Source organism: Pseudomonas marginalis, from assembly GCF_900105325.1.
GTDB lineage: Bacteria > Pseudomonadota > Gammaproteobacteria > Pseudomonadales > Pseudomonadaceae > Aquipseudomonas > Aquipseudomonas marginalis.
Map to the genome: position 1 here is coordinate 1,012,289 of NZ_FNSU01000003.1, position 19,357 is coordinate 1,031,645.

Here is a 19,357-nt window from a genome sequence, read left to right on the forward strand (position 1 = left end):
CAATCGGTGTAATTGATGTTCTTGGAGCAAGAGTCTCAAGCTTTAAAAAATGTTTCAAATGCAAAGATTGAAGAGATTATTGCGTTTTGCGAATGATAAATTTACGCTGAGTTTCCTTTTGACGCCTTGTGCGGGTGAGATAAGACATGGAATATGAGCTGAATGACATTCGATCCTTCGTGAAAATCGCTGAACTTGGCAGTTTTCACGAAGCAGCCGATGCCTTGCACCTGTCTCAACCGGCACTCAGTCGCCGAATTAAAAAACTGGAAGAGGGGTTGGGCACCTCGTTGCTGGATCGCACCACGCGTAAGGTCAGCCTCACGAGTGTCGGTCGTGACTTTCTTCCAAAGGCACGTCGGTTGCTGGATGACTTCGATGAGTCGATTCTCAATATCCGTGAGCTGGCCGAACGCCAGATTGGCCGGGTAACCCTGGCGTGTATCCCTACTGCGGCTTTCTATTTCCTGCCATCAGTTATTCGCCTGTACAACGAGCGCTACCCAAAAATCCGCATCCGCCTGCTGGACTTGAGCGCCAATGAGGGGCTTGAAGCGGTGCTGCGGGGGGAGGCCGACTTCGGGATCAACATGATGAGTGGGCAGCATCCAGACATTGAGTTCGTGCCCCTGGTCAGCGAGCCTTTCGTATTGGCGTGCAGGCGTGATCATGAGTTGGCTGGACGCAGTTCGGTCACCTGGTCCGAATTGAGCGATTACCGCCTGATCGGGGTAGGGCGCCTGAGCGGCAACCGCATGTTGCTCGATCACGCGCTGTCTGGCCTGAGTTGGCGGCCGCAATGGTTCTACGAGGTCCAGCACCTCTCGACTTCGCTGGGCCTGGTGGAGGCCGGCCTGGGGGTTTCGGCGATGCCGAGCCTGGCCATGCCGGCTGAAGATCATCCAACCTTGGTCAGCGTCCCGTTGATCGAGCCGGTTGTGAACCGCTCCTTGGGCCTGGTTTACCGCCGGGGAGCATCGCTTTCGCCGGCGGCGGAAAAATTCGTCTCGATACTGCTTGAACAGTGGCCTCAATGAGCCATACGGCTGGTTTTTTTCTCAAACACGCCGCGGCTCGTCCTCGACAATCTTGCGCATCAGGCTCAGGTAGCGACTCGCTGCCAGCCCCAGGGGACGGTTCTTTACCCAGATGATATCGACCCATAGCCGCATCTGACTCGGCATGTTGTCAAACACCACCTCCGTCAATGCGCCCGAACTGATCAGAGGTTGTACCAACGGCTGTGGAAGATAAGCCCAGCCCAATCCTTGCTGGACCAGATCCAGCGTTGCCAGGTAATTGTCGCTGTGCCAAATCCGCCGTGACAGCACAACACGTGGATCAGAGTCTGTAGGCCCTCCAGTAGCCACGATGATCTGCCGGACGTTGACCAGTTGCTCTTCACTCAAGGGGCTTTTCTTGCCGGCTGCCGCAGGATGATCCGGAGAGGCAACGGCTACCAACAATTGGCTCCCCGCTTCAAGAAACGTCTCCCGCTCGTCAAGCCCTGGTCGTTCAAATCCAAGGGTCAATTGCACACGCCCTTCATGGAGCATGCGCATCGCCTCCGGATGGGACGCGGAGCGAATCTCGATTTCAAGCGTGGGAAACTCCCTGGCGATAATGGACAGCGGACGATTCCATACGCCTGTCTGCAACTCCGGCGCCATCGCAAGGACCAAGCGCTCCTCCAACCCCTGATGAAGCTGGAGCGCATGGGCGTCCAGCAGGTTTAACTGGCTGGCGACCTGTCGTGCCTGGGGCTCAAGTGCTTTGGCGGCTGCCGTAGGAATGGCTTTGCGGGTTGATCGGTCAAAAAGCAATAAATCCAGCTCGGCTTCAAGCTGCGACACCGCCATGTTGATGGCCGAGGGTACCCGCCCCAATTTGCGTGCGGCGGCAGAGAAGGAGCCGCTGTCGACAACCGCAAGGAAAACTTTCAGTGACTCACTGGTGAACGCCATGGCAGTTGTCAGATTTTCTGATGATGATCGTCTTTATTTATCAGATTTATTAGCCTAATTTCCACTTCTATTCCAAATTAAGTACGTGGGGAACACCATGTTAAATACTGATTTGAGGGGGCACGTGGCACTTGTCAGTGGTGCCGGCAGTGAAGCGGGTATTGGCATGGCGATCGCTCGCAGGCTAGGTGCAGCGGGTGCGAGATTGATCATCACCGCCAGTAGCCGCCGCATCGAGGAACGCGTTAAAGAGCTGCTCGCAGAAGGGTTTGAAGTTGAGGGCAGGGCAGTTGACCTCACCGATGAACGTCAGGTGCGTGAATTCGGCCTCTGGGCGGTGTCGGTCTGGGGACGGGTCGATATTCTGGTGAATAATGCCGGCATGGCCATGCAAGGCAGCCCTGAGGTTTTCTCGGAATTGGCGAGCATGGAACTGCATGAGTGGAATCTTTCACTGGCCAGAAACTTAACCACCGCTTTTCTTCTGACGCGGGCTGTTTTGCCCGGTATGAGGGCGCGAAATTACGGGCGCATTGTCAATATCAGTTCCACCACGGGCACCCGCGGGAGCAATCCGGGCGAAGCCGCTTATAGCGCTGCCAAAGCCGCGATGGTGGGCATGAACATGGGACTGGCACTTGAAGTCGCCAAGCACGGGATTACCGTCAACAGCGTGGCGCCCGGATGGATCACCACGGGCTCAACCACGCCGGTTGAAGCAGAGGCGGGGCGCTTTACCCCGATCGGGCGGGCGGGCAGTCCCCACGAGGTGGCGGCGGCGGTTGCATTTCTGGCGTCTCCAGAATCCAGTTACATCACCGGTGAAGTTATCGTGGTCGATGGCGGTAATTGCCTGGTCGAGAATAAAGCCCCTCACTCCGGTTAATGACGTTTGAATGAATATCTGCGCGGTATATCAAGGCTATATGTCAGCCGGCACTGTAAATAGTTAAAGCCAACGCCCACGTTATAAGTTTGCGGAGCGATCTTCACCCAATATTCGGGAGCTGATGCTGCACCTGGAGAATGATGGAGTGTGGCTTATCTATACGGCGATGAAGTTTAACTAATGTGATACTTAATAAAGGGTTCTAATCATGTCGAACAGTGGAGTTTGTGAATCAGCGATTGCTGCCTTTACCGCAGCCGAGCGTGCCCGGTTTATAGAAAACAACCCAACGTCGATGGCGCTGGCCAAGCGTGCCAAGGCGGCGCTGTTCAACGGTGTGCCCATGCACTGGATGAGCGATTGGTCGATGCCTTCGCCGCTCTTTGTCCAGCGTGCCAAAGGTGCCCGCTTCACCGACGTCGACGGTCATGACTACATAGACTTTTGCCTCGGCGACACCGGCACGATGTTTGGCCATTCACCTGATCCTATCGCCCGCGCCATAGCCGAGCAGGCGAACAATGGCTTGACCACGATGCTGCCCGGCGAAGATGCGGTGGTCTGCGCAGAGTTGCTGGCCCAGCGGTTTGAGCTGCCTTATTGGCAAGTTACCGCCAACGCTACCGACGCCAATCGTTATGTGCTGCGCTGGGCGCGCGCTATCACCCAGCGCAATGTTCTACTGGTGTTCGACGGCTCTTATCACGGCACCGTGGATGACGTGATGGTCCGGTACCGAGAGGGCAAGACCGTGCACCGTTCGGGCCTGGTGGGGCAAGCCTACGACTTGACCCAATACAGTCGATCCATTCCCTTCAACGATGTTGCTGCACTGGAGGCTGCTTTAGCTCAGGGCGACGTGTGCGCGCTGATGTGCGAGCCGGCGATGACCAATATAGGCATGGTCCTGCCCGATCCGGGGTTCATGCAACAGTGCCGCGAGCTGACGCGAAAATACGGCAGCCTGTTGGTCATTGATGAGACCCACACTATTTCTACCGGCATCGGTGGATGCACGCGCCAATGGGATTTGAAGCCCGACTTTTTCGTAGTGGGGAAACCCATCGCCGGTGGCGTGCCTTGCGCAGTCTTTGGCATGACCGAGCACGTTGCGTTGGCCATGCACGATGCGCAGAAAAGCATCAGCGAAGAGAGCGGCGGGCATGGCCACAGTGGCATGGGCACCACCTTGTCCGCCAACGCACTGGCGATGCGCTGCATGCGCGTCAGTCTCGAAGAGGTCATGACCGAGTCTGCGTACCAGCACATGTTGCCCCTGGCCTCAAGACTGGCCCAGGGATTTCGAGCGTTGTTCAAGCGGCACCAATTGAACTGGTCGGTAACCGAGTTGGGGGCTCGTTGTGAATTTCAATTCTGTGCCACACCGCCAAGAACAGGTGCGCAAGCCGAGGCGGCTTTTCATGACAGCCTTCAAATGGCGCTGCACCTCTATCTGATCAATCGCGGGATCCTGATCACGCCTTTTCACAACATGACCCTGTGCTGTCCGCAAACAAGTGAAGGGGATGTCGACAGGCTGATCGGTGAGTTGGATAACGCGCTGACCACGCTGCTTGCCCTACCTGGAGCGCGGGTTATCTCTTCATAAGTTCCATTGTTCTTGAATACTGTCCAGTCGCTTGAATAAGCGCCGAGAGGTTTGATATGCAATTTGCTGATAAAAAAGAGGCCGAAGATTATCTGGCCGCCCACCCTGAAGTGCTGAGCATCGAGTTGTTCCTTATTGACGCGAATGGTGTTCCGCGAGGAAAGCTGCTGCATCGCGACGAACTGCTTGCGATCTACGCAAACGGTCGGCCGCTGCCAAGCTCCATTCTCGCCTTGACCGTGCAGGGTGAAGACGTCGAAGACACAGGCCTGGTCTGGGATGTCGCCGATGCCGATTGTTGGACATACCCCTTGGCGGGAAGCCTGACCCTGCAACCCTGGCGCACCAACCCCACCGGTCAGGTGCAGGTGAGCATGCACCCGACCCAAGGTATTCCTGCCGCACCGGCCGACCCGCGACACGTACTGGTGCATGCCATTGACCGACTCAAAGCCGATGGTTTCCATCCGGTAATGGCCGTTGAACTGGAGTTTTACTTGCTGGACCAGCAACGCGATGCCAACGGTCGGCCGCAGCCAGCGCTGCAGACCAACGGCGTCCGTCCCCAGGCACCGCAGGTTTATGGCCTATACGAGTTAGAACAGCTGCAACCTTTTCTTGATGACCTCTACGCTGCGTGCGCGCTACAAGGGCTGCCCGTACGCACAGCCATCTCCGAGTACGCTCCAGGCCAAGTCGAGTTGACCCTGGAACATCGTTTCGACGCACTCCAGGCTATTGATGAAGGCGTACGCTACAAACGCCTGGTCAAAGGTGTCGCCAACAAACATGGGCTACAAGCGTGCTTCATGGCCAAGCCGTTCAGTGACCAGGCCGGGAGTGGCATGCATTTGCACGTCAGCCTGGCCGACGAGGAGGGTAACAACCTGTATGCGAGCGAAGACCCACAGGGTACGCCACTGTTGCGTCACTCAATTGGCGGGATGATGGCGACCTTGTTTGACTCACTGGCGATATTTTGCCCCCATGCCAATTCATATCGCCGGTTCCAGACCGGCAGTTACGCGCCGTTGGCCAAAAGTTGGGGCGTCAACAATCGTACGGTGTCGTTCCGCGTGCCCGGCGGCCCTGCACTAAGTCGACATATCGAACACCGCATTTGCGGGGCCGACGCCAACCCGTATCTTGCCGCCGCCGCATTACTGGCGGGGATTCACCTCGGTATCACCCATCAAAGCGATCCTGGTGCCGCGATCGAGGGAAATGGGTATGAACAGGCAGCGGATTTCCTGCCCACCGACTGGCTGACCGCGTTGCAGGCCTTGCAGGATTCAACGTGGGCACGCGAGGCGCTGGGCGCCGAATTCCTAAAGGTGTATCTGGCGATCAAATGGCGCGAGTTCCGTCACTTCAACGCTGAGGTCGGGGAGCAGGACTGGCGCTGGTACCTCACTCACGCATGACTGATGGGCGATAACCGATGCTCATCAGCGGTTGTCAGCGTGGATTTGGGACCCGTGAGCCGAAACAAGGGTAGAGTGTTCATCACTTTCTGTTCATAAGGGCCTTCGCGTAGTCGCACTGAGCGGTTCCAGCGTCCGGACAGGGCAAAAAAACGGTATATCAATTGTTAAGTGAAGAATGAATCGTCCGCTGTTTGTTTCTCTGGATGGGCCCAAGGGCACCGGCAAAACCACGCTGTTGGAGGCCGTTACGAAAGCACTGAGGGCAGACAACAAAAAAGTAATCCGGCTTTGCGAGAGAAAAAGCGATCCCTACCGGGAGGGAACAATGGCGCTTGTTAACCAGCTCGTCAGAAGTCCCTCCCGGGAGCTGGAGCTGCGGGTGTGTGAACGCTTTGCTGACAGCCGTGCCTGGATTTCCCGGCAGGTGCTGGCTAAACAGCCACCAGGCAGCATCATCCTGATCGATCGCTGGTACCCGTCGGATGCCGCGTTTCGCCGGATAATTCCGTTTGCAGAGATCCTGCAATTGAACATTGATCGAAACGTGCGAGTGCCAGACCTGCATGTCGGGATTGTCACCGCCCCTGAGATTTCATGGGCGAGGGCAGCTGCGCGACGGCGTGGGCTGAGCAGCACGGTGATCCATAAGCTGGAAGAACATAGCGCGTGTACCCAGGCATTCGAGCGAGCGATTGCAGATCAGGGTTGGGTTGTATGTCGTAATGAAGGAACGATCGAAGACGCAACGATGCAGGTGATCTCCGCGATCTATAGAGTCCTTGCTTGCGCGTCCCCGGCAGTCATTCTACGGGCCCCGACCTCCATCGACTCCTTGTGCTATCCAGGCTTCTAATGCCTCGGCGCTCATAGGCTTGGCTATCAAATAACCCTGTGCTTCGGAACATCCCCACTGTATTAACAGGTCCAGGATTTCTTGATTTTCTACGCCTTCTGCAACCACCTGGTAGCCGAGCCCCTTAGCCAGTCCGATCAGGGTTTTAACCAGTTGCTTGTCATTTTGATTGCTGCCCAGCCCGCTGATCAGAGATTGGTCAAGCTTGACGGTATTAGCCGGGAGCTCCTTCAAATAAGCCCAGTTGCTGTAGCCGGTGCCAAAGTCATCAACAGCAACCTCTACGCCAAACTTACGGACACGCTCCAGTTGCCGGATGACTTCTTCAGGGTTGGTCATGAGCATGCTTTCGGTAAACTCAAGTTCAAAGCCAGCGGGGTCCAGGCCGTGCTGTTGAATCTCATGGATCATCGCGTCGACGAATTCGGCGCTTTCAAGATCGCTGACGGTAATGTTCATCGCTATCCGCAGGCGCACACCTTGCGCTTTCCAAATAACCGCTTGCCGGATGATTGCGTTGAGCACCCACAATCCAACAGAGGGTATGAGTGCGGTTTTTTCAGCCAAGGGTATGAATTCAGCAGGGCTGATGGGCCCCAGTAAAGGATGTGTCCAACGCAATAGTGCTTCTACTGAATGACACCATCCTGAGGGCAGTTTGATTTTTGGCTGGTACACCAGGCTGAACTGTTTGTCGGCGCTGACCGCCTCCGGCAACGAACTCAACAACATGAACGCGCGTTGTTGAGCCGCATCAAAATGGGGTTCATAGCGCGACCATCCCAGCCTGCGGTCACGCGCCTCATCCGCAGCGCTGACCACCAGGCGAAGCCAGTCTTGCTGGAGACCTGAGCTATGAATAGGCAGGACGCCAATCCCGACTTGCATGAGTATGGGGATGGCGTGGCATTCGACAGGCTTTTTGAAGTCCTTGAGGATGTTTTCACAAATGTGCTCGGCCGTTTGATCCTCCTCAAGGAGAAAACCAAACCGCGTCGGGCTAATTTTATAAAGTAGACACTGTGGCGGTAATAGCTTTTGTAGGCGCGCTTTGATTGCCAGGACCAAGTCCGTGGCAAAGCTGTAACCCAGCGCCTTCACGATATCGTTGAGGAACTTTGGCGAGATGATGTCAACCGCATACGCTTGGCACGCGCTGTGGGTCTTGAGCGCTTGGCGTATATCCTCCTCAAACCGGAGTCGATTAAATAACCCTGTGGGTTGGTCGACGAAGTTTCGAGCGCGCATGCTGTGGATGCGCATCATCACCAGTTCAGCAAAACCGCTGAGCATCGCACTATCACGCTCACTCATAGCGGCGCGTGAGACTGTATCAATGATGCACAGGCTTCCCAGCGTAAAACCCTCTTCGGTAATCAGTGGGGTGCCCGTGTAATAACGAATATACGGAGGCCCCGTTACCAGGGAATTGTCTTTAAAACGGGGATCAAGCGTCGCGTCCAATACCTCCAGCGGGGCGTTATCCAGCGTCGAGTAAGCGCAGAAGGACACTTCTCGTGGTGTCTGCGTCTCTTTAAGCCCTACGCGCGCCTTGAACCATTGCTGATGCTCATCGACGATCGAGATCAGCGCTATGGGTGCGTTGAAGTAAGCAGAAGCCATCTCGACGATTTTATCGAAGACAGTATCGTACTCGCTGTCAGCTGGACAAAATTTCGCGACCTCTTTAAGCCGTTCAATTTCATTCGGCGGAATAGGAGCGCCTGCGCCCATGACAATCCTCGGAGTGGCTGTGTTTATGTGCACGGTATCAGACAGTGCCATCATTATGATGTTGTTTTTTCTATTCCTCTGATAGCTCAGCGGTATGCAGGCAGGCGGCCTCTCCTGTGTTGCCGGGAGAGGCGCGTGTTTGGACTCAGCACTGCCTAGTATTGCAGCAACAGAGCGGCCGGTGATGCTCGGTTGATAATATGCATATGCTCTTTTAGTCGTTGATTCTTAACCGGTTTCACTTTCAACTGGCTTCTTTTTGACAGGTGAGCGTTGATGTCCGAGCGGTGTGATGTAGTGGTATTGGGGTTGGGGGCCATGGGGGCCGCTACGGTGTATCAGTTGGCGAAGGCGGGTGCGAATGTTGTGGGTATCGACCGCCATCACCCACCTCACAACCTGGGCTCCAGCCATGGCGATACGCGTATTACCCGGCTTTCGGTGGGTGAGGGCGCGCAGTACGTTCCCATTGTGCGCAATTCCCACCGCATCTGGCGTGAGCTTGAGCAATTGTCAGGGGAGCCGCTGTTCGAACAGTCGGGTCTATTGGTTCTGACTTCGAGTCCCGAGTTTGACCCCAACGATAAAACCGACTTCACATTGCGCACCATCGGCCTAGCACAGGCCTATGGCATCGAGCACGACGTTTTATCCGCCGAACAGATTCGCCAGCGCTTTCCACAATTTGCCAACGTCCACGACACTGCCATCGGCTATTTCGAGCCAGGTGGAGGTTTTGTACGTCCTGAACGTTGCATTGATGTGCAGCTCAAGTTGGCCGAGCAACACGGAGCAATCCTCTACAAAGGCGAAACCGTCACAGGGATTAGCTCGAATGAGCAGGGAGTCCATGTCACTACGAATCTGCGCACGCTCTTTGCAAACAAGCTTGTGATTAGCGCCGGCAACTGGAGCGGCAGTTTGCTGGGCGAGCCGTTTGACAGCCTGCTCAGCGTCTACCGGCAGAAGCTGTTCTGGTTCGGGCTGGAGGAGGGCGCCGAGTGGGTGGATCACTCACCGACGTTTATCCTCACTCACGGCCGTGGCGACGACAAAATCAACTACGGCTTTCCCGCATTACACGGCGAGGGCAGCCTGAAAATCGCCACCGCGCAATACCACACTACTTCATTGCCGCACACAATGGATCGTACGGTCTCGTCGGCGGAAGAGCGGGACATGTATGAGCACCAGGTGCGCGGCCGCATCGTCGGTGTTACCTCGAACGTGGTCAAGTCTGCTGTCTGCGCCTACACCGTGACGCCGGATCGCCATTTCATTATCGATGAGCATCCGTCGTGGCAGCACACCTTGGTGGTGTCCGCCTGTTCCGGTCACGGCTTCAAACATTCCGCCGCGTTGGGCGAGGCGTTTGCACAGTGGTGCATACGCGGTTCGACCGACTTGGATCTCTCGTCTTTCTCCCTTAAACGCTTCGAGCGCTATCATGGCGATACCTGAGTTACATCCAGTGGCTGCATGAAATTAAGGGTGAAGTCCGCGACGTGAAGCCGGATTCACGGTGCCGAGTACGTAAGCGTTCCGGGAACACACCCCATGAATCTTGATTCACTGAGAAGTATGTTCATAAGTAGGCGACGAGAGCTGAAAGTGGCTGAGCCTGACATATGATTTAACATAATATACATTATGCGTAATACGATGTTACGTAATGAGGGCAGTGCCCGTCAGATTCCAACAGGCAAAGCCCCTCTCTGGTTCAAACCTGAGCGAACCCTCCATCCACAAACATTTCGCTGCCGGTCATGAAACTGCTGTCGTCCGACGCCAGGAACAATGCCGCCGCCGCAATTTCTTCCGGTTGGCCGATACGGCCCAGTGGCAACTGCGCCGTCATGTCGTCAATGATTGCATCCTTCTGGCCGGTACTTGAAAGCGCCAGGTCCAGGCCCGGTGTCGAGATTGGTCCCGGTGAAAGTACGTTGACGCGAATACCGCTGCCTTTCAAATCCAGTGCCCAGCTCCTGGCGAAATTACGCAATGCGGCTTTCGTGGCGCTGTACACGCTGAATGCCGGTGTGCCCATGGTGCCGGTGGTCGAACCTGTGAGGATCACCGAACCGCCGGCGTGCATCAGTGGCAGCGCTGTTTGCACGGTGAACAGTGTGCCTTTGACGTTGATGCCGAACGTGCGATCGAACGACTCTTCGGTGATCGACCCGAGCGGCTGGAAATCCCCCAGGCCTGCATTGGCGAACAGCACGTCAACGCGACCTTTGACGCTTTTGATGTGGGTGAAAATGCGCTCCAGGTCGTCCAGCCTCGAGATATCCCCTTGAATGGCTATCGCTGTAGGCCCGATCAGGCCCAGCGCCTTGTCCAGTTCTTCCTGCCTGCGTCCCACAATCACCACCTGTGCACCTTCCGCTGCAAAGCGAATGGCGGTTGCCAGGCCAATACCACTGTTGCCACCGGTGATCACTGCAATTTTCCCGTCGAGCCTGCTCATGGTTAACTCCGAAGAATGTTGAGGCCCAACTCTAGATCCAGACTATTCTTTTGAATAGTATGCACCTTTTAGTAAGTACCCCTTTGGAGCACCCATCACATGGCGAACAACACCTTCAATTGCGGGCTCGAGGCTGCCCTGGCGGTGATTGGCGGCAAATGGAAACCGCTGGTCCTGTATAACCTGGCGCGACATGTTCATCGGTATGGCGAGTTAAGGCGTGCGATTGGCGGCGTGACCGACAAGGTGTTGATCCAGCAACTCAAGGAATTGGAACGCGACGAAATCATCGCGCGGATCGACTTCCAGGAGATCCCGCCCAAGGTCGAGTATTCCCTGACACCCTTCGGGCAGTCACTGGCCACTGCGCTGGGCGCGTTGTGCGTGTGGGGCACCGAACATATGGACACCGTCGAACGCATCAGCGAACGGCGTATCAGCGCCCTCGCCCAGGCCTGAGCCCTGCCCCGATAGCCAACTCAACTAAATGACTATTTAGTTGAGTTATAGGCTTGGCGACGAATTCGCCGGGTTACGCTCAACGAGCACTCTTCATTTCCAGAGCCTGATCGAGACTGAGCTTGAGCTCTTCATCATTCCAGGGCTTGCTGATGTAACGGAACACATACCCATCGTTGATTGCCTGCGTGATCATGCTCATATCGGCGTAGCCGGTCAGCAGGATATTCACGCAGTGCGGATCGCGCCTATGCACCTCGCGCAGCAAGGTCGGCCCGTCCATGAACGGCATGCGCGCGTCGCAGACGATCAGGTCGACCGCGTGTTGTTCGAAAAGGCTCAGCGCCTGGGCCCCGCTCGTGGCCAGCAGCAAGTCGTAAGGCTTTGCGCGCAGCAGGCGCCGAAGGCTGTTGAGGATACTTTCCTCATCATCCACCAGCATGACGGTGTGTCGTTTTTCGCAGGAAGGCAACGTATCCATGATCAGCGTCCTTCAACGGCGCAGGTAGAGACAGCCTCAATTACCGGCTGGCGTAAGGGTAACCAGACGCGGAAGCGACTCCCCCTGCCCGGCTCACTGTCGACGGTGAGGCGTCCATGGTGCTTGACCATGATGCTGTACGACAACGACAGGCCAAGGCCCGACCCCATGCCCACCGGCTTGGTTGTGAAGAACGGTTCGAATATCCGGTTCTGGATTTCAAGGGGAATGCCATGGCCGTTGTCGGCGATTTCGACGAAGACTCCACCGTCCTCCCTGCCGCTGCTGATGGTGATTTCGCCGTCGGCGCCCACGGCATGGCTTGCATTGATGAGCAAGTTCAGGAAGACCTGGTTGATCTGTGAACCCATGCATTCGATGGGCTCGACATCGCCGTAGCACTTGATCACCTGAGCCTTGAACTTGATCTCGTTCCAGATAACGTTGAGGGTACTGTCGAGCCCCTTGTGCAGGTCGGCCAACTGCCATTCGTAACTGTCGACGTGGGAGAACTCGCGCAGGTCCTTGACGATGCGTGTGACCCGGTCAAGGCCGTCGACCGACTCGGCCAGCAGGTCGTCGATGTCCTGGCGCATGAAGGTGTAATCCATCTTGTCCCGCATCACCGCAAGCTCGGGATGAGCGCTGGCATGCCTGTCGTCGGTCGCCTGCTCATGGGCTTCGAGCAGCGCGAAGATGTCCACCAGGTAACGACGCAGGCTGTTGACGTTGGAGCCGACAAACCCGATCGGGTTATTGATCTCGTGGGCCACGCCTGCAGCAAGTTGCCCTATCGCCGCCATTTTCTCGGACTGCAGCAACTGCGCCTGTGCGTCTTCGAGCCGCGCGATCAGCAGCGCCTGGGCGCCCTTCTCTTCTTCCAGCAACTTGTTAAGGTGCGTCAGCTCAAGTTGACGGGCAGCGGTATCGGTCGTGTCACTGATGGCCAGGCCCACGCCAAGATTGCTGCCATCGGCGTCTTGCACCGGGAAGAAGGTGCAGTTCTGATACATGTGCCGGACCATGCCACTGATGGGCCGAGTACTCTCGAAATTGAACAGGTGCGGCCGCTGCTGCCATGACGTGAACGCAAAGTTTTGCAGGGTGATGACGCTGTTGATCTTCTGCCGGGTCCAGGCCTCCGGCAGCTCCGGAAAGGCTTCGAACAACGTACGGCCGACCAGTTCTTCCGCGCTGCGGCCACTGTTGATGGACATGAAATGGTTAGAGAACAGCACCTTGCAGTCCTGGTCGACCAGCAATACGCCCATGTTGATGGCCTTGAGCATCGACTCAAGGGTTTCCCGGGAAATTGCCTTGATGTCTGTCATGAAGAGATCCCTTCAAAGTTCGTCCAGCAAACGATCGATGGCCCGAACGACAACGCCTGCCGTACGTTCAGTGATGCAGATCAACAAGTCGCAGGAGAACTGATGAGCCTGAACCTCGAAACGGATTTCCAGCACCATCGCCAGGTGTTCATTCAGGTTCAATTCATCCAGTGCATTCGCCCCATGTTCGGTGTGGACGAGAATGGACGGTGCGTCATAACTCACCTGTGTCGCCACCTGCCGTGCCAGGCCACTGATGCAGGCGCCGGTCAGGATGTTGGTGACATCAAGCATCAACTCGTGCTGCTGCTCCAGGCCGCTGCCCTTGTAGCCCAGCAGTTCGGCCAGTTCATCGGCCCCCTTGGAGCCAAAGCACACGAACACTTCGCCGCGTAGCTCACCCAGAAAAGACTGGCGGGTGACGATCATGAAGCTCCGACGCAGATGCTCCGGAATCAACAGGTGATTCTGTTCCCGGATCAGCGGGTGAATAAAGGGAACCGAAAGCGTCACCATGGTATCGGTCAGCAGCGCCAGTCGCTCGGCCGCCTGTCCCATGGCGATGTTCATCAGTTCCTGCAGGGCATCACGTTGGTCTTCGGTGAGTGCGGCCAAGGTTTCCATCAAAGCACTCCTATGACGTGCAAGGCATTGACTACAGCTTCAGCCGTAACCGGCTTGGCTACAAAGGCAGCAGCGCCCAGGTCGAATACCCGTTGCCTGGCCAGGGGTTGGATGTCTGCACTGATCACCACGACGACCACGTTGGCGTCTTCGCGCTTGAGTGCCTCCAGGGTCTGGAAGCCGTCCATGACAGGCATGGTGAGGTCGAGAAAAAGCAGATCGACCTGCCCGGCGTGGTAGGCCTCCATCACCTCGGCGCCATTACAGGCCTGGCGAACATCTTCGGTCAGTGATTCCGGCAGGGAACGCAAGACCATCTTGCGGGACATGGATGAATCATCGGCGATTAGAACTTTCATGGTGCACTCCACAGGTATGAAGTGTCCTGCGGCCTCGGCCGAGGCCGGAGAAATCAAGACTTCATTGAATCTTCCAATCACTCTAGCGTGACATATAGCAAAGAGCCATGAAGAAATCCGGATAGTGCTCTAATGATTTGCGCAGCCTGTAGGGATTTCCCTACAGGCTGCCAGGCGCCGGCCCGAAACTCAGTAACCACTGGCCGCCGTCATCGCCCCGCCGACAATCGCAATCCCCGAACTGCTGCCCAAGCGCGTCGCCCCGGCTTCAATCATTTTCAGTGCCGTCGGATAATCGCGCACACCACCGGACGCCTTGACCCCAACCGCGGCGCCCACGGTTTTACGCATCAGGGCCACGTCTTCGGCGGTGGCACCGCTTCGGCTGAACCCCGTGGAGGTCTTGACGAACGCCACACCCAGGTCCCGGCAGATTTCGCAGGCCTGGACTTTCTCTTCGTCGTCCAGCAGGCAGGTTTCCAGGATGACCTTCAACGGCACGGCGCCGCAGGCCTTGTGGACCAAGGCAATGTCTTCGCGCACTGCGTCCAGCAAACCGTCCTTCAACCAGCCGATATTGAGCACCATGTCGATCTCCCCTGCCCCGGCGGCAATCGCCCGTTCGGCTTCGAAGGCCTTGGTGTCACTCAGGCCGGCGCCCAGGGGAAAGCCCACCACGGCACAAATCACCACGCTGTCGTCGGCCAGGCAGGAAGCGGCGTAAGGCACCTGCCCTGAGTTCAGGCACACCGAATAAAAACCGTGCTCCCGGGCTTCCTCGCACAAAGTGCGAATCTGCTCGCGGGAGGCGTCGGGCGCCAGCAAGGTGTGATCGATGTACTTGGCCAATGCTGCGGGTTGAAGAGTGTTCATTTAACGTGCCCTTGCCTGTATGTTTCGAATGGTCGTGTGCCGCTTGTCACAGCACCCACACTAATGCGTTATAATAATAACATTAAATGTTACTTATCTAACACAAACAATCAAGCCTTGGAATACTCGTGGACAGTAGAAAAGCCGAGCGACTCAAGCTTATCCAACAAGCCTTGCAGGACCAGAACGCCATTCACCTGAGGGAAATGGCGGCGCTGCTGGAGGTTTCGGAGATGACCCTGCGCCGCGATCTCAACCACTTCAGTGATCACCTGCGCCTGCTGGGTGGCTACATCACCCGGGTCGGCAGCGAGGTCAGCGATTACCGGGTTGCCGAGCAGGACACCCGCCACGTCGAGGAAAAGCGCCGCATCGGCAAACTCGCCGCGCGCCTGATCCAGCCCGGTGACACGGTGTTTTTCGACTGCGGTACCACCTCGCCGTTTGTGATCGACTTCATCCCCGACGACTTGGAGTTCACGGCGGTGTGCAGCTCGTTGAACGTGCTGCTCAAGCTGCATAACAAGCCCAACTGCCACATCGTGTTGTGCGGCGGCACCTTCCATCGCAAGAACCAGGTGTTTGAAAACAGTGCCGAAAGCAGCATCCTCGACAGCGTGCGCCTGACCTGGGCCTTCGTGACGGCCGCCGGCGTCAGCCAGGCATTCGGCGTGACGTGCTTCAACTTCAATGAAGTCGAGGTCAAGCAAAAGGTCATGCGCCAGGCCCAGCAACGTGTGTTGCTCGCCGACTTCAGCAAGTTCGACACGGTGCGCACCGCTCACTTCGCTGCCCTGCAAGACTTTCAGTACGTGGTCAGCGACAAGAAAATCCCCCGCAGCTACAAGGACGCCATCCAGGCCCACGGCGCGCAATTGCTGGTTTAACCCAGCAAGCGCTGGCGTTCCTGCGCGCTCAGGTAGCCGGTGGTGACACTGAACGAAGCGCTGGCTCCCGCCGCCAGCAGACGCACGTGGCCTTTGGCTTTCTCGGCGTTATAGCCCTCGGGTTCGCACGTCGATGGCAGCACGAACGCCGCCACTTGCTGATCCGGCGCGTGCAGGATCCAGCGTGCGGCGTGGGCGAATTGTTCGGGGCGATAGCGGGTGTAGAACGCCGCGCCATCGGGATGATCCAGCAGGAAGTGGGCCAGGCCGGTGGCGTCTGTGCCGACGCCGTCGAAGAAAAACACGATTTCAGGGTCGTACAACGCCGGCTTATCCAGACACACCAATTGCGTAGGTTGCTCGGCCAGTTGCGCCATGTAGGCGCTCCAATCCGGCGTCGGCTTGACGTGGTCCGGAATGCTGGTGCGCAGGCGCAGGTGCTGCATGCCCAACGGCTCGACAAACCGCGCGCCGGCCACATACGCATAGTTCATATGGGCCATGTACATCAGTTCCATAGGCTTGCCGGCCAGGTTGGTCACGTCCATGTCAATATCGAACACCGCCGAATCGGCGCGCAGGGTCACGCTGGGGCACGCCCGGTAGCGATCGCCGAAGCCCTTGGCGTATTGATAGCAACCGCCCAGGCGCACAAAGCCCTCGCCGATTTCCAGCCAGGCCGAGTCCATCGGGGCGCAAGGCATTTCGCCGTGCAAGGCGTGGGTGTCATCCGGCGCCGGGCAACCGTTGCGCAGCAGGCCACTGTGAAACATGAAGCAGCCGTAGGTATCGATGACCGTCGGGCTGGGCCGGGGTTGCTCGAACAGGTTGCTCATGGTCAGGTCACAGCCGTCGAACACCGCCGACCAGATCATCTGCCCTTGATAAGGCAGCAGCACCAGGCGTCCACGACTGTTCTCCAGGCTCACGGCCAGCACGCCGGACGGATAGATCCAGGCACTGACCTTGAAATCCTCGGACTGCAACAGGATTCTCTCCTGCTCGGCAAACACCGCTGGATACAGCGCAATCCGCGTATTCATGAGGCCACCGCCGCAACAGCGCTCGACGGTAACGTGCCGGGTTGGCGCATGCACTTGACCGCGTACATCACGATCACGATAAAGCACAGCAACGGCACGCTGTAGGCCAGCTGCATATTGCCGCCGCTGGCATCGGACAACAGGCCCTGGAAGATCGGAATCACCCCGCCGCCGACGATGCTCATCACCAGCAATGAACCGCCGACGCCGGTGTCTTCACCCAGGCCATCGATGGTCAGGCCGTAAATGGTCGGCCAGCACGGGCCGAGGAAAATACTCACGCCGACCGCTGCGTACACCGCCGAAATATTCGGCACCAGAATGGTGTAGGCCAGCAGCACAATGCACAGCACACCGTAGATCGCCAGGACCTTGGCCGGATGCAGGCGGCGCATCAACAGGTTGGCGATCATCTTGCCGACAAAGTAGGCGGCAAAGGTGGTCAGCAAAAACCATGAGGCGCTGCGTTCATTCATTCCGCCCATTTGCATCGCCAGGCGAATGGTAAAACTCCACACGCCGACCTGGGCGCCCACGTAGAGAAACTGCGCCAATACGCCAAAGGTAAAGCGCGGGTTACGCCACAGCCGGCCCAGGCTGTGGCGCAGGCTGCCAGGCCTGCTGTCAGCCGGCTTATTGCCCTTGCAGGCAGGGAACCGAGTGATCGCGACCAGGATAAACATCAGCACCAGCACGGCGATCATCCACTTGTAGGGCAACAGCGTGGACTGGATCATCTGCAACTGCTGCACGGCAGCCTCGGAGGCGCTCATCCGGGCCAGTTGTTCCGTGGTCGCGTCGGTGTCCTTGAACATCACGAAGCTGCCGACGTACACCCCGGCCATCGCACCGAAGGGGTGGAACGTCTGCGAGATGTTCAAGCGCCGCGTCCCGGTTTCCCGTGGCCCCATCAGGGTCGAGTAGGTGTTGCAGGCGGTTTCCAGGAACGACAGGCCGGCCGCAATCACAAACAGCGCCAGCAGGAACATGCCGTACTTGGCCGTCGACGCCGCCGGGAAAAACAGCAGGCAGCCGAACATGTACAGCAGCAACCCGATCAGGATCGTGCTCTTGTAGCTGAAGCGGCGCACCACCATTGCCGCCGGAATCGCCACGAAAAAATAGCCCAGGTAAAACGCCGACTGCACAAAGGCGGTCTGGAAATCACTGAGCAAAAACGCTTTCTTGAAGTGTGCGATCAGCACGTCATTCATGCTTGCCGCCGCCGCCCACAGCGCAAAGATGCTGCACAGCAGGATAAAGGCGAACCAGGGCGTGCGGTTCAGGTAGAAACCATCGGGTGTCTGTTGCAGCGCAGGTTTGTTCATTATTGTTCTCCGGGCTGGTTTGGGGGTTACGGCTGTTGCTGGAAACGAGCGAACGCCTCGCTGTCGGGGTATGACGTCTGGGTGCCCAGGGCCATGACCGAGCAGGCGGAATACGCCACGGCCTGTTCCATGGCCTGCCGGATACCGCCGTCGCGGCTCCAGTGCTGGATGAAGCAACCGATAAAGGCATCGCCGGCGCCCGTGGTGTCCCGTGCCACGACCTTTCGGCCCGGCACCCGGAATTCGCCCTCCTCTCCCACGTACAACGCACCGTGTTCACCGAGGGTGACGATCACGTGGCGAATGCCGCTGGCCACCAGCGTGCGCGCGGCGCGCTGGGCGGCGTCCGGCGAGTCCACGACCTGGCCGCTGATCAACGCCAGTTCCGATTCGTTGGGGATCAGGAAATCCAGCTGTGCCAGGTGCTCCCCGCTCAGGCCGGCCAGGGCCGGTGCCGGGTTGAGCAGCACCGCGATGCCGTGCCGGTGCGCAAATTCGATGGCGTAGTAGACCGTCTCCAGATTGATCTCCAACTGCAGCACGATCAGGGTGCACTCGCGCAGGTCGGCGGCCGCCGCGTCGATGTCCGCCGGCAACAAATGCGCATTGGCGCCTTTGACGATCAGAATGCTGTTGTGGGAGTCGGCCCGCACAAAAATCGGCGCGACACCGCTGGAAACCCCAGGCACCCGCTGCACATGACGGGTGTCGATACCAAAACGTTGGAAGTTGGCCAGGGTGTTGTCGGCAAACATGTCGTCGCCGACCTTGCTCAACATCAGCACCTGCGCCCCAAGCTTGGCGGCCGCCACCGCCTGGTTCGCCCCCTTGCCGTCACACCCGAGGGCAAAACCAGGCGCTTCCAGGGTTTCGCCCTGGGCCGGCATGCGGTCGATGTAGGTGATCAAATCCACCATATTGCTGCCGATGACTGCGATCTTGCTCATTGCTATTCCACCTTGTTGCACCACGACCAGGCAGGTCGTGGCGCTCTTGTTTTGTTATTTAAATAACATTAGGTGTGAA

18 protein-coding genes and 1 pseudogene are annotated in these 19,357 nt (G+C 57.5%); 8 read left to right on the plus strand and 11 right to left on the minus strand.

Annotation, left to right across the window (positions count from 1 at the left end):
- The first annotated feature begins 146 nt into the window (after positions 1-146).
- Positions 147-1,037, plus strand: a complete 891-nt coding sequence (locus BLW22_RS13710; protein ID WP_027605835.1) for a LysR family transcriptional regulator — start codon at positions 147-149, stop codon at positions 1,035-1,037.
- Positions 1,038-1,058: 21 nt separating this feature from the next.
- Here the strand turns inward: BLW22_RS13710 and BLW22_RS13715 are convergent, their stop codons facing one another.
- Positions 1,059-1,964 (minus strand): LysR family transcriptional regulator, encoded by a 906-nt coding sequence (locus tag BLW22_RS13715; protein WP_074846790.1) that lies wholly within the window; start codon positions 1,962-1,964, stop codon positions 1,059-1,061.
- Between the two features lie 97 nt (positions 1,965-2,061).
- Here BLW22_RS13715 and BLW22_RS13720 point away from each other — a divergent pair, with 97 nt between their 5' ends.
- The 4 genes from BLW22_RS13720 to BLW22_RS13735 all read left to right on the plus strand — a co-directional run bounded on the left by BLW22_RS13720 (position 2,062) and on the right by BLW22_RS13735 (position 6,742).
- Complete coding sequence (locus BLW22_RS13720) at positions 2,062-2,850, plus strand: SDR family NAD(P)-dependent oxidoreductase (protein ID WP_065947009.1); 789 nt, start codon at positions 2,062-2,064, stop codon at positions 2,848-2,850.
- 211 nt (positions 2,851-3,061) lie between these two features.
- The gene (locus BLW22_RS13725; protein WP_074846791.1) at positions 3,062-4,462 is read left to right on the plus strand and encodes an aspartate aminotransferase family protein; all 1,401 of its coding nucleotides are present in this window, start codon (positions 3,062-3,064) and stop codon (positions 4,460-4,462) included.
- A gap of 56 nt (positions 4,463-4,518) precedes the next feature.
- The gene (locus tag BLW22_RS13730; protein ID WP_074846792.1) at positions 4,519-5,886 is read left to right on the plus strand and encodes a glutamine synthetase family protein; all 1,368 of its coding nucleotides are present in this window, start codon (positions 4,519-4,521) and stop codon (positions 5,884-5,886) included.
- Between the two features lie 178 nt (positions 5,887-6,064).
- A complete protein-coding gene (locus BLW22_RS13735) occupies positions 6,065-6,742 on the plus strand; it encodes a dTMP kinase (protein WP_074846793.1) in 678 nt (225 codons plus the stop codon).
- Here the strand turns inward: BLW22_RS13735 and BLW22_RS13740 are convergent.
- Positions 6,695-8,476 carry a sensor domain-containing phosphodiesterase gene (locus tag BLW22_RS13740; protein WP_065927549.1) on the minus strand — a complete coding sequence of 594 codons (1,782 nt, stop codon included), beginning with the start codon at positions 8,474-8,476 and terminating at the stop codon, positions 6,695-6,697. The two genes, BLW22_RS13735 and BLW22_RS13740, sit on opposite strands and share 48 nt — an antisense overlap.
- 276 nt (positions 8,477-8,752) lie before the next feature.
- Between BLW22_RS13740 and solA the strand changes: the two genes are divergently transcribed.
- Positions 8,753-9,937, plus strand: coding sequence for an N-methyl-L-tryptophan oxidase (gene solA / locus BLW22_RS13745; RefSeq protein WP_074846794.1), 1,185 nt, complete (start codon positions 8,753-8,755; stop codon positions 9,935-9,937).
- Between the two features lie 259 nt (positions 9,938-10,196).
- On the opposite strand, the gene BLW22_RS13750 is transcribed toward solA, so the two are convergent.
- On the minus strand, positions 10,197-10,946 hold the full coding sequence (locus BLW22_RS13750; RefSeq protein ID WP_074846795.1) for an SDR family NAD(P)-dependent oxidoreductase: 750 nt from the start codon (positions 10,944-10,946) through the stop codon (positions 10,197-10,199).
- Positions 10,947-11,045: 99 nt separating this feature from the next.
- Here BLW22_RS13750 and BLW22_RS13755 point away from each other — a divergent pair, with 99 nt between their 5' ends.
- A complete protein-coding gene (locus BLW22_RS13755) occupies positions 11,046-11,405 on the plus strand; it encodes a winged helix-turn-helix transcriptional regulator (protein ID WP_027605843.1) in 360 nt (119 codons plus the stop codon).
- 97 nt (positions 11,406-11,502) lie between these two features.
- Here BLW22_RS13755 and BLW22_RS13760 read toward each other — a convergent pair.
- The 5 genes and pseudogenes from BLW22_RS13760 to deoC form a co-directional block, all read right to left on the minus strand.
- Positions 11,503-11,886 (minus strand): annotated as a pseudogene (locus BLW22_RS13760) (response regulator); the annotation flags it as partial.
- A gap of 2 nt (positions 11,887-11,888) precedes the next feature.
- Entirely contained in the window at positions 11,889-13,217 is a 1,329-nt protein-coding gene (locus BLW22_RS13765; protein ID WP_065927545.1) for an ATP-binding protein, read from the minus strand.
- Positions 13,218-13,229: 12 nt separating this feature from the next.
- The gene (locus tag BLW22_RS13770) at positions 13,230-13,841 is read right to left on the minus strand and encodes a chemotaxis protein CheC (protein WP_074846797.1); all 612 of its coding nucleotides are present in this window, start codon (positions 13,839-13,841) and stop codon (positions 13,230-13,232) included.
- Positions 13,841-14,200 carry a response regulator gene (locus BLW22_RS13775; RefSeq protein WP_074846798.1) on the minus strand — a complete coding sequence of 120 codons (360 nt, stop codon included), beginning with the start codon at positions 14,198-14,200 and terminating at the stop codon, positions 13,841-13,843. Before BLW22_RS13775 ends, BLW22_RS13770 begins: the two co-directional genes overlap by 1 nt.
- A gap of 189 nt (positions 14,201-14,389) precedes the next feature.
- Positions 14,390-15,073, minus strand: a complete 684-nt coding sequence (gene deoC / locus BLW22_RS13780) for a deoxyribose-phosphate aldolase (protein ID WP_074846799.1) — start codon at positions 15,071-15,073, stop codon at positions 14,390-14,392.
- A 128-nt stretch (positions 15,074-15,201) separates the two neighbouring features.
- On the opposite strand from deoC, the gene deoR reads away from it, so the two are divergent.
- On the plus strand, positions 15,202-15,960 hold the full coding sequence (deoR, locus tag BLW22_RS13785) for a DNA-binding transcriptional repressor DeoR (RefSeq protein WP_065927542.1): 759 nt from the start codon (positions 15,202-15,204) through the stop codon (positions 15,958-15,960).
- On the opposite strand, the gene BLW22_RS13790 is transcribed toward deoR, so the two are convergent.
- The 3 genes from BLW22_RS13790 to rbsK are packed head-to-tail and all read right to left on the minus strand — an operon-like array spanning position 15,957 to position 19,278.
- Positions 15,957-17,003, minus strand: coding sequence for an aldose 1-epimerase family protein (locus BLW22_RS13790; protein WP_074846800.1), 1,047 nt, complete (start codon positions 17,001-17,003; stop codon positions 15,957-15,959). The genes deoR and BLW22_RS13790 overlap by 4 nt on opposite strands.
- The gene (gene fucP, locus BLW22_RS13795; protein WP_074846801.1) at positions 17,000-18,331 is read right to left on the minus strand and encodes an L-fucose:H+ symporter permease; all 1,332 of its coding nucleotides are present in this window, start codon (positions 18,329-18,331) and stop codon (positions 17,000-17,002) included. The genes BLW22_RS13790 and fucP overlap by 4 nt, the downstream gene beginning before the upstream one ends.
- A 26-nt stretch (positions 18,332-18,357) precedes the next feature.
- Positions 18,358-19,278 (minus strand): ribokinase, encoded by a 921-nt coding sequence (gene rbsK, locus BLW22_RS13800; protein WP_074846802.1) that lies wholly within the window; start codon positions 19,276-19,278, stop codon positions 18,358-18,360.
- Positions 19,279-19,357: the final 79 nt, after the last annotated feature.

Bases quoted from the DNA above. Each gene is read 5' to 3' on its own strand.
- BLW22_RS13730 (WP_074846792.1), top strand. From the start codon at position 4,519: ATGCAATTTGCTGATAAAAAAGAGGCCGAAGATTATCTGGCCGCCCAC.
- BLW22_RS13750 (WP_074846795.1), bottom strand. From the start codon at position 10,946: ATGAGCAGGCTCGACGGGAAAATTGCAGTGATCACCGGTGGCAACAGT.
- deoC (WP_074846799.1), bottom strand. From the start codon at position 15,073: ATGAACACTCTTCAACCCGCAGCATTGGCCAAGTACATCGATCACACC.
- BLW22_RS13740 (WP_065927549.1), bottom strand. From the start codon at position 8,476: ATGGGCGCAGGCGCTCCTATTCCGCCGAATGAAATTGAACGGCTTAAA.
- BLW22_RS13725 (WP_074846791.1), top strand. From the start codon at position 3,062: ATGTCGAACAGTGGAGTTTGTGAATCAGCGATTGCTGCCTTTACCGCA.
- BLW22_RS13770 (WP_074846797.1), bottom strand. From the start codon at position 13,841: ATGGAAACCTTGGCCGCACTCACCGAAGACCAACGTGATGCCCTGCAG.
- BLW22_RS13755 (WP_027605843.1), top strand. From the start codon at position 11,046: ATGGCGAACAACACCTTCAATTGCGGGCTCGAGGCTGCCCTGGCGGTG.
- BLW22_RS13790 (WP_074846800.1), bottom strand. From the start codon at position 17,003: ATGAATACGCGGATTGCGCTGTATCCAGCGGTGTTTGCCGAGCAGGAG.
- BLW22_RS13715 (WP_074846790.1), bottom strand. From the start codon at position 1,964: ATGGCGTTCACCAGTGAGTCACTGAAAGTTTTCCTTGCGGTTGTCGAC.
- fucP (WP_074846801.1), bottom strand. From the start codon at position 18,331: ATGAACAAACCTGCGCTGCAACAGACACCCGATGGTTTCTACCTGAAC.
- BLW22_RS13710 (WP_027605835.1), top strand. From the start codon at position 147: ATGGAATATGAGCTGAATGACATTCGATCCTTCGTGAAAATCGCTGAA.
- BLW22_RS13775 (WP_074846798.1), bottom strand. From the start codon at position 14,200: ATGAAAGTTCTAATCGCCGATGATTCATCCATGTCCCGCAAGATGGTC.
- rbsK (WP_074846802.1), bottom strand. From the start codon at position 19,278: ATGAGCAAGATCGCAGTCATCGGCAGCAATATGGTGGATTTGATCACC.
- BLW22_RS13735 (WP_074846793.1), top strand. From the start codon at position 6,065: ATGAATCGTCCGCTGTTTGTTTCTCTGGATGGGCCCAAGGGCACCGGC.
- BLW22_RS13765 (WP_065927545.1), bottom strand. From the start codon at position 13,217: ATGACAGACATCAAGGCAATTTCCCGGGAAACCCTTGAGTCGATGCTC.
- solA (WP_074846794.1), top strand. From the start codon at position 8,753: ATGTCCGAGCGGTGTGATGTAGTGGTATTGGGGTTGGGGGCCATGGGG.
- BLW22_RS13720 (WP_065947009.1), top strand. From the start codon at position 2,062: ATGTTAAATACTGATTTGAGGGGGCACGTGGCACTTGTCAGTGGTGCC.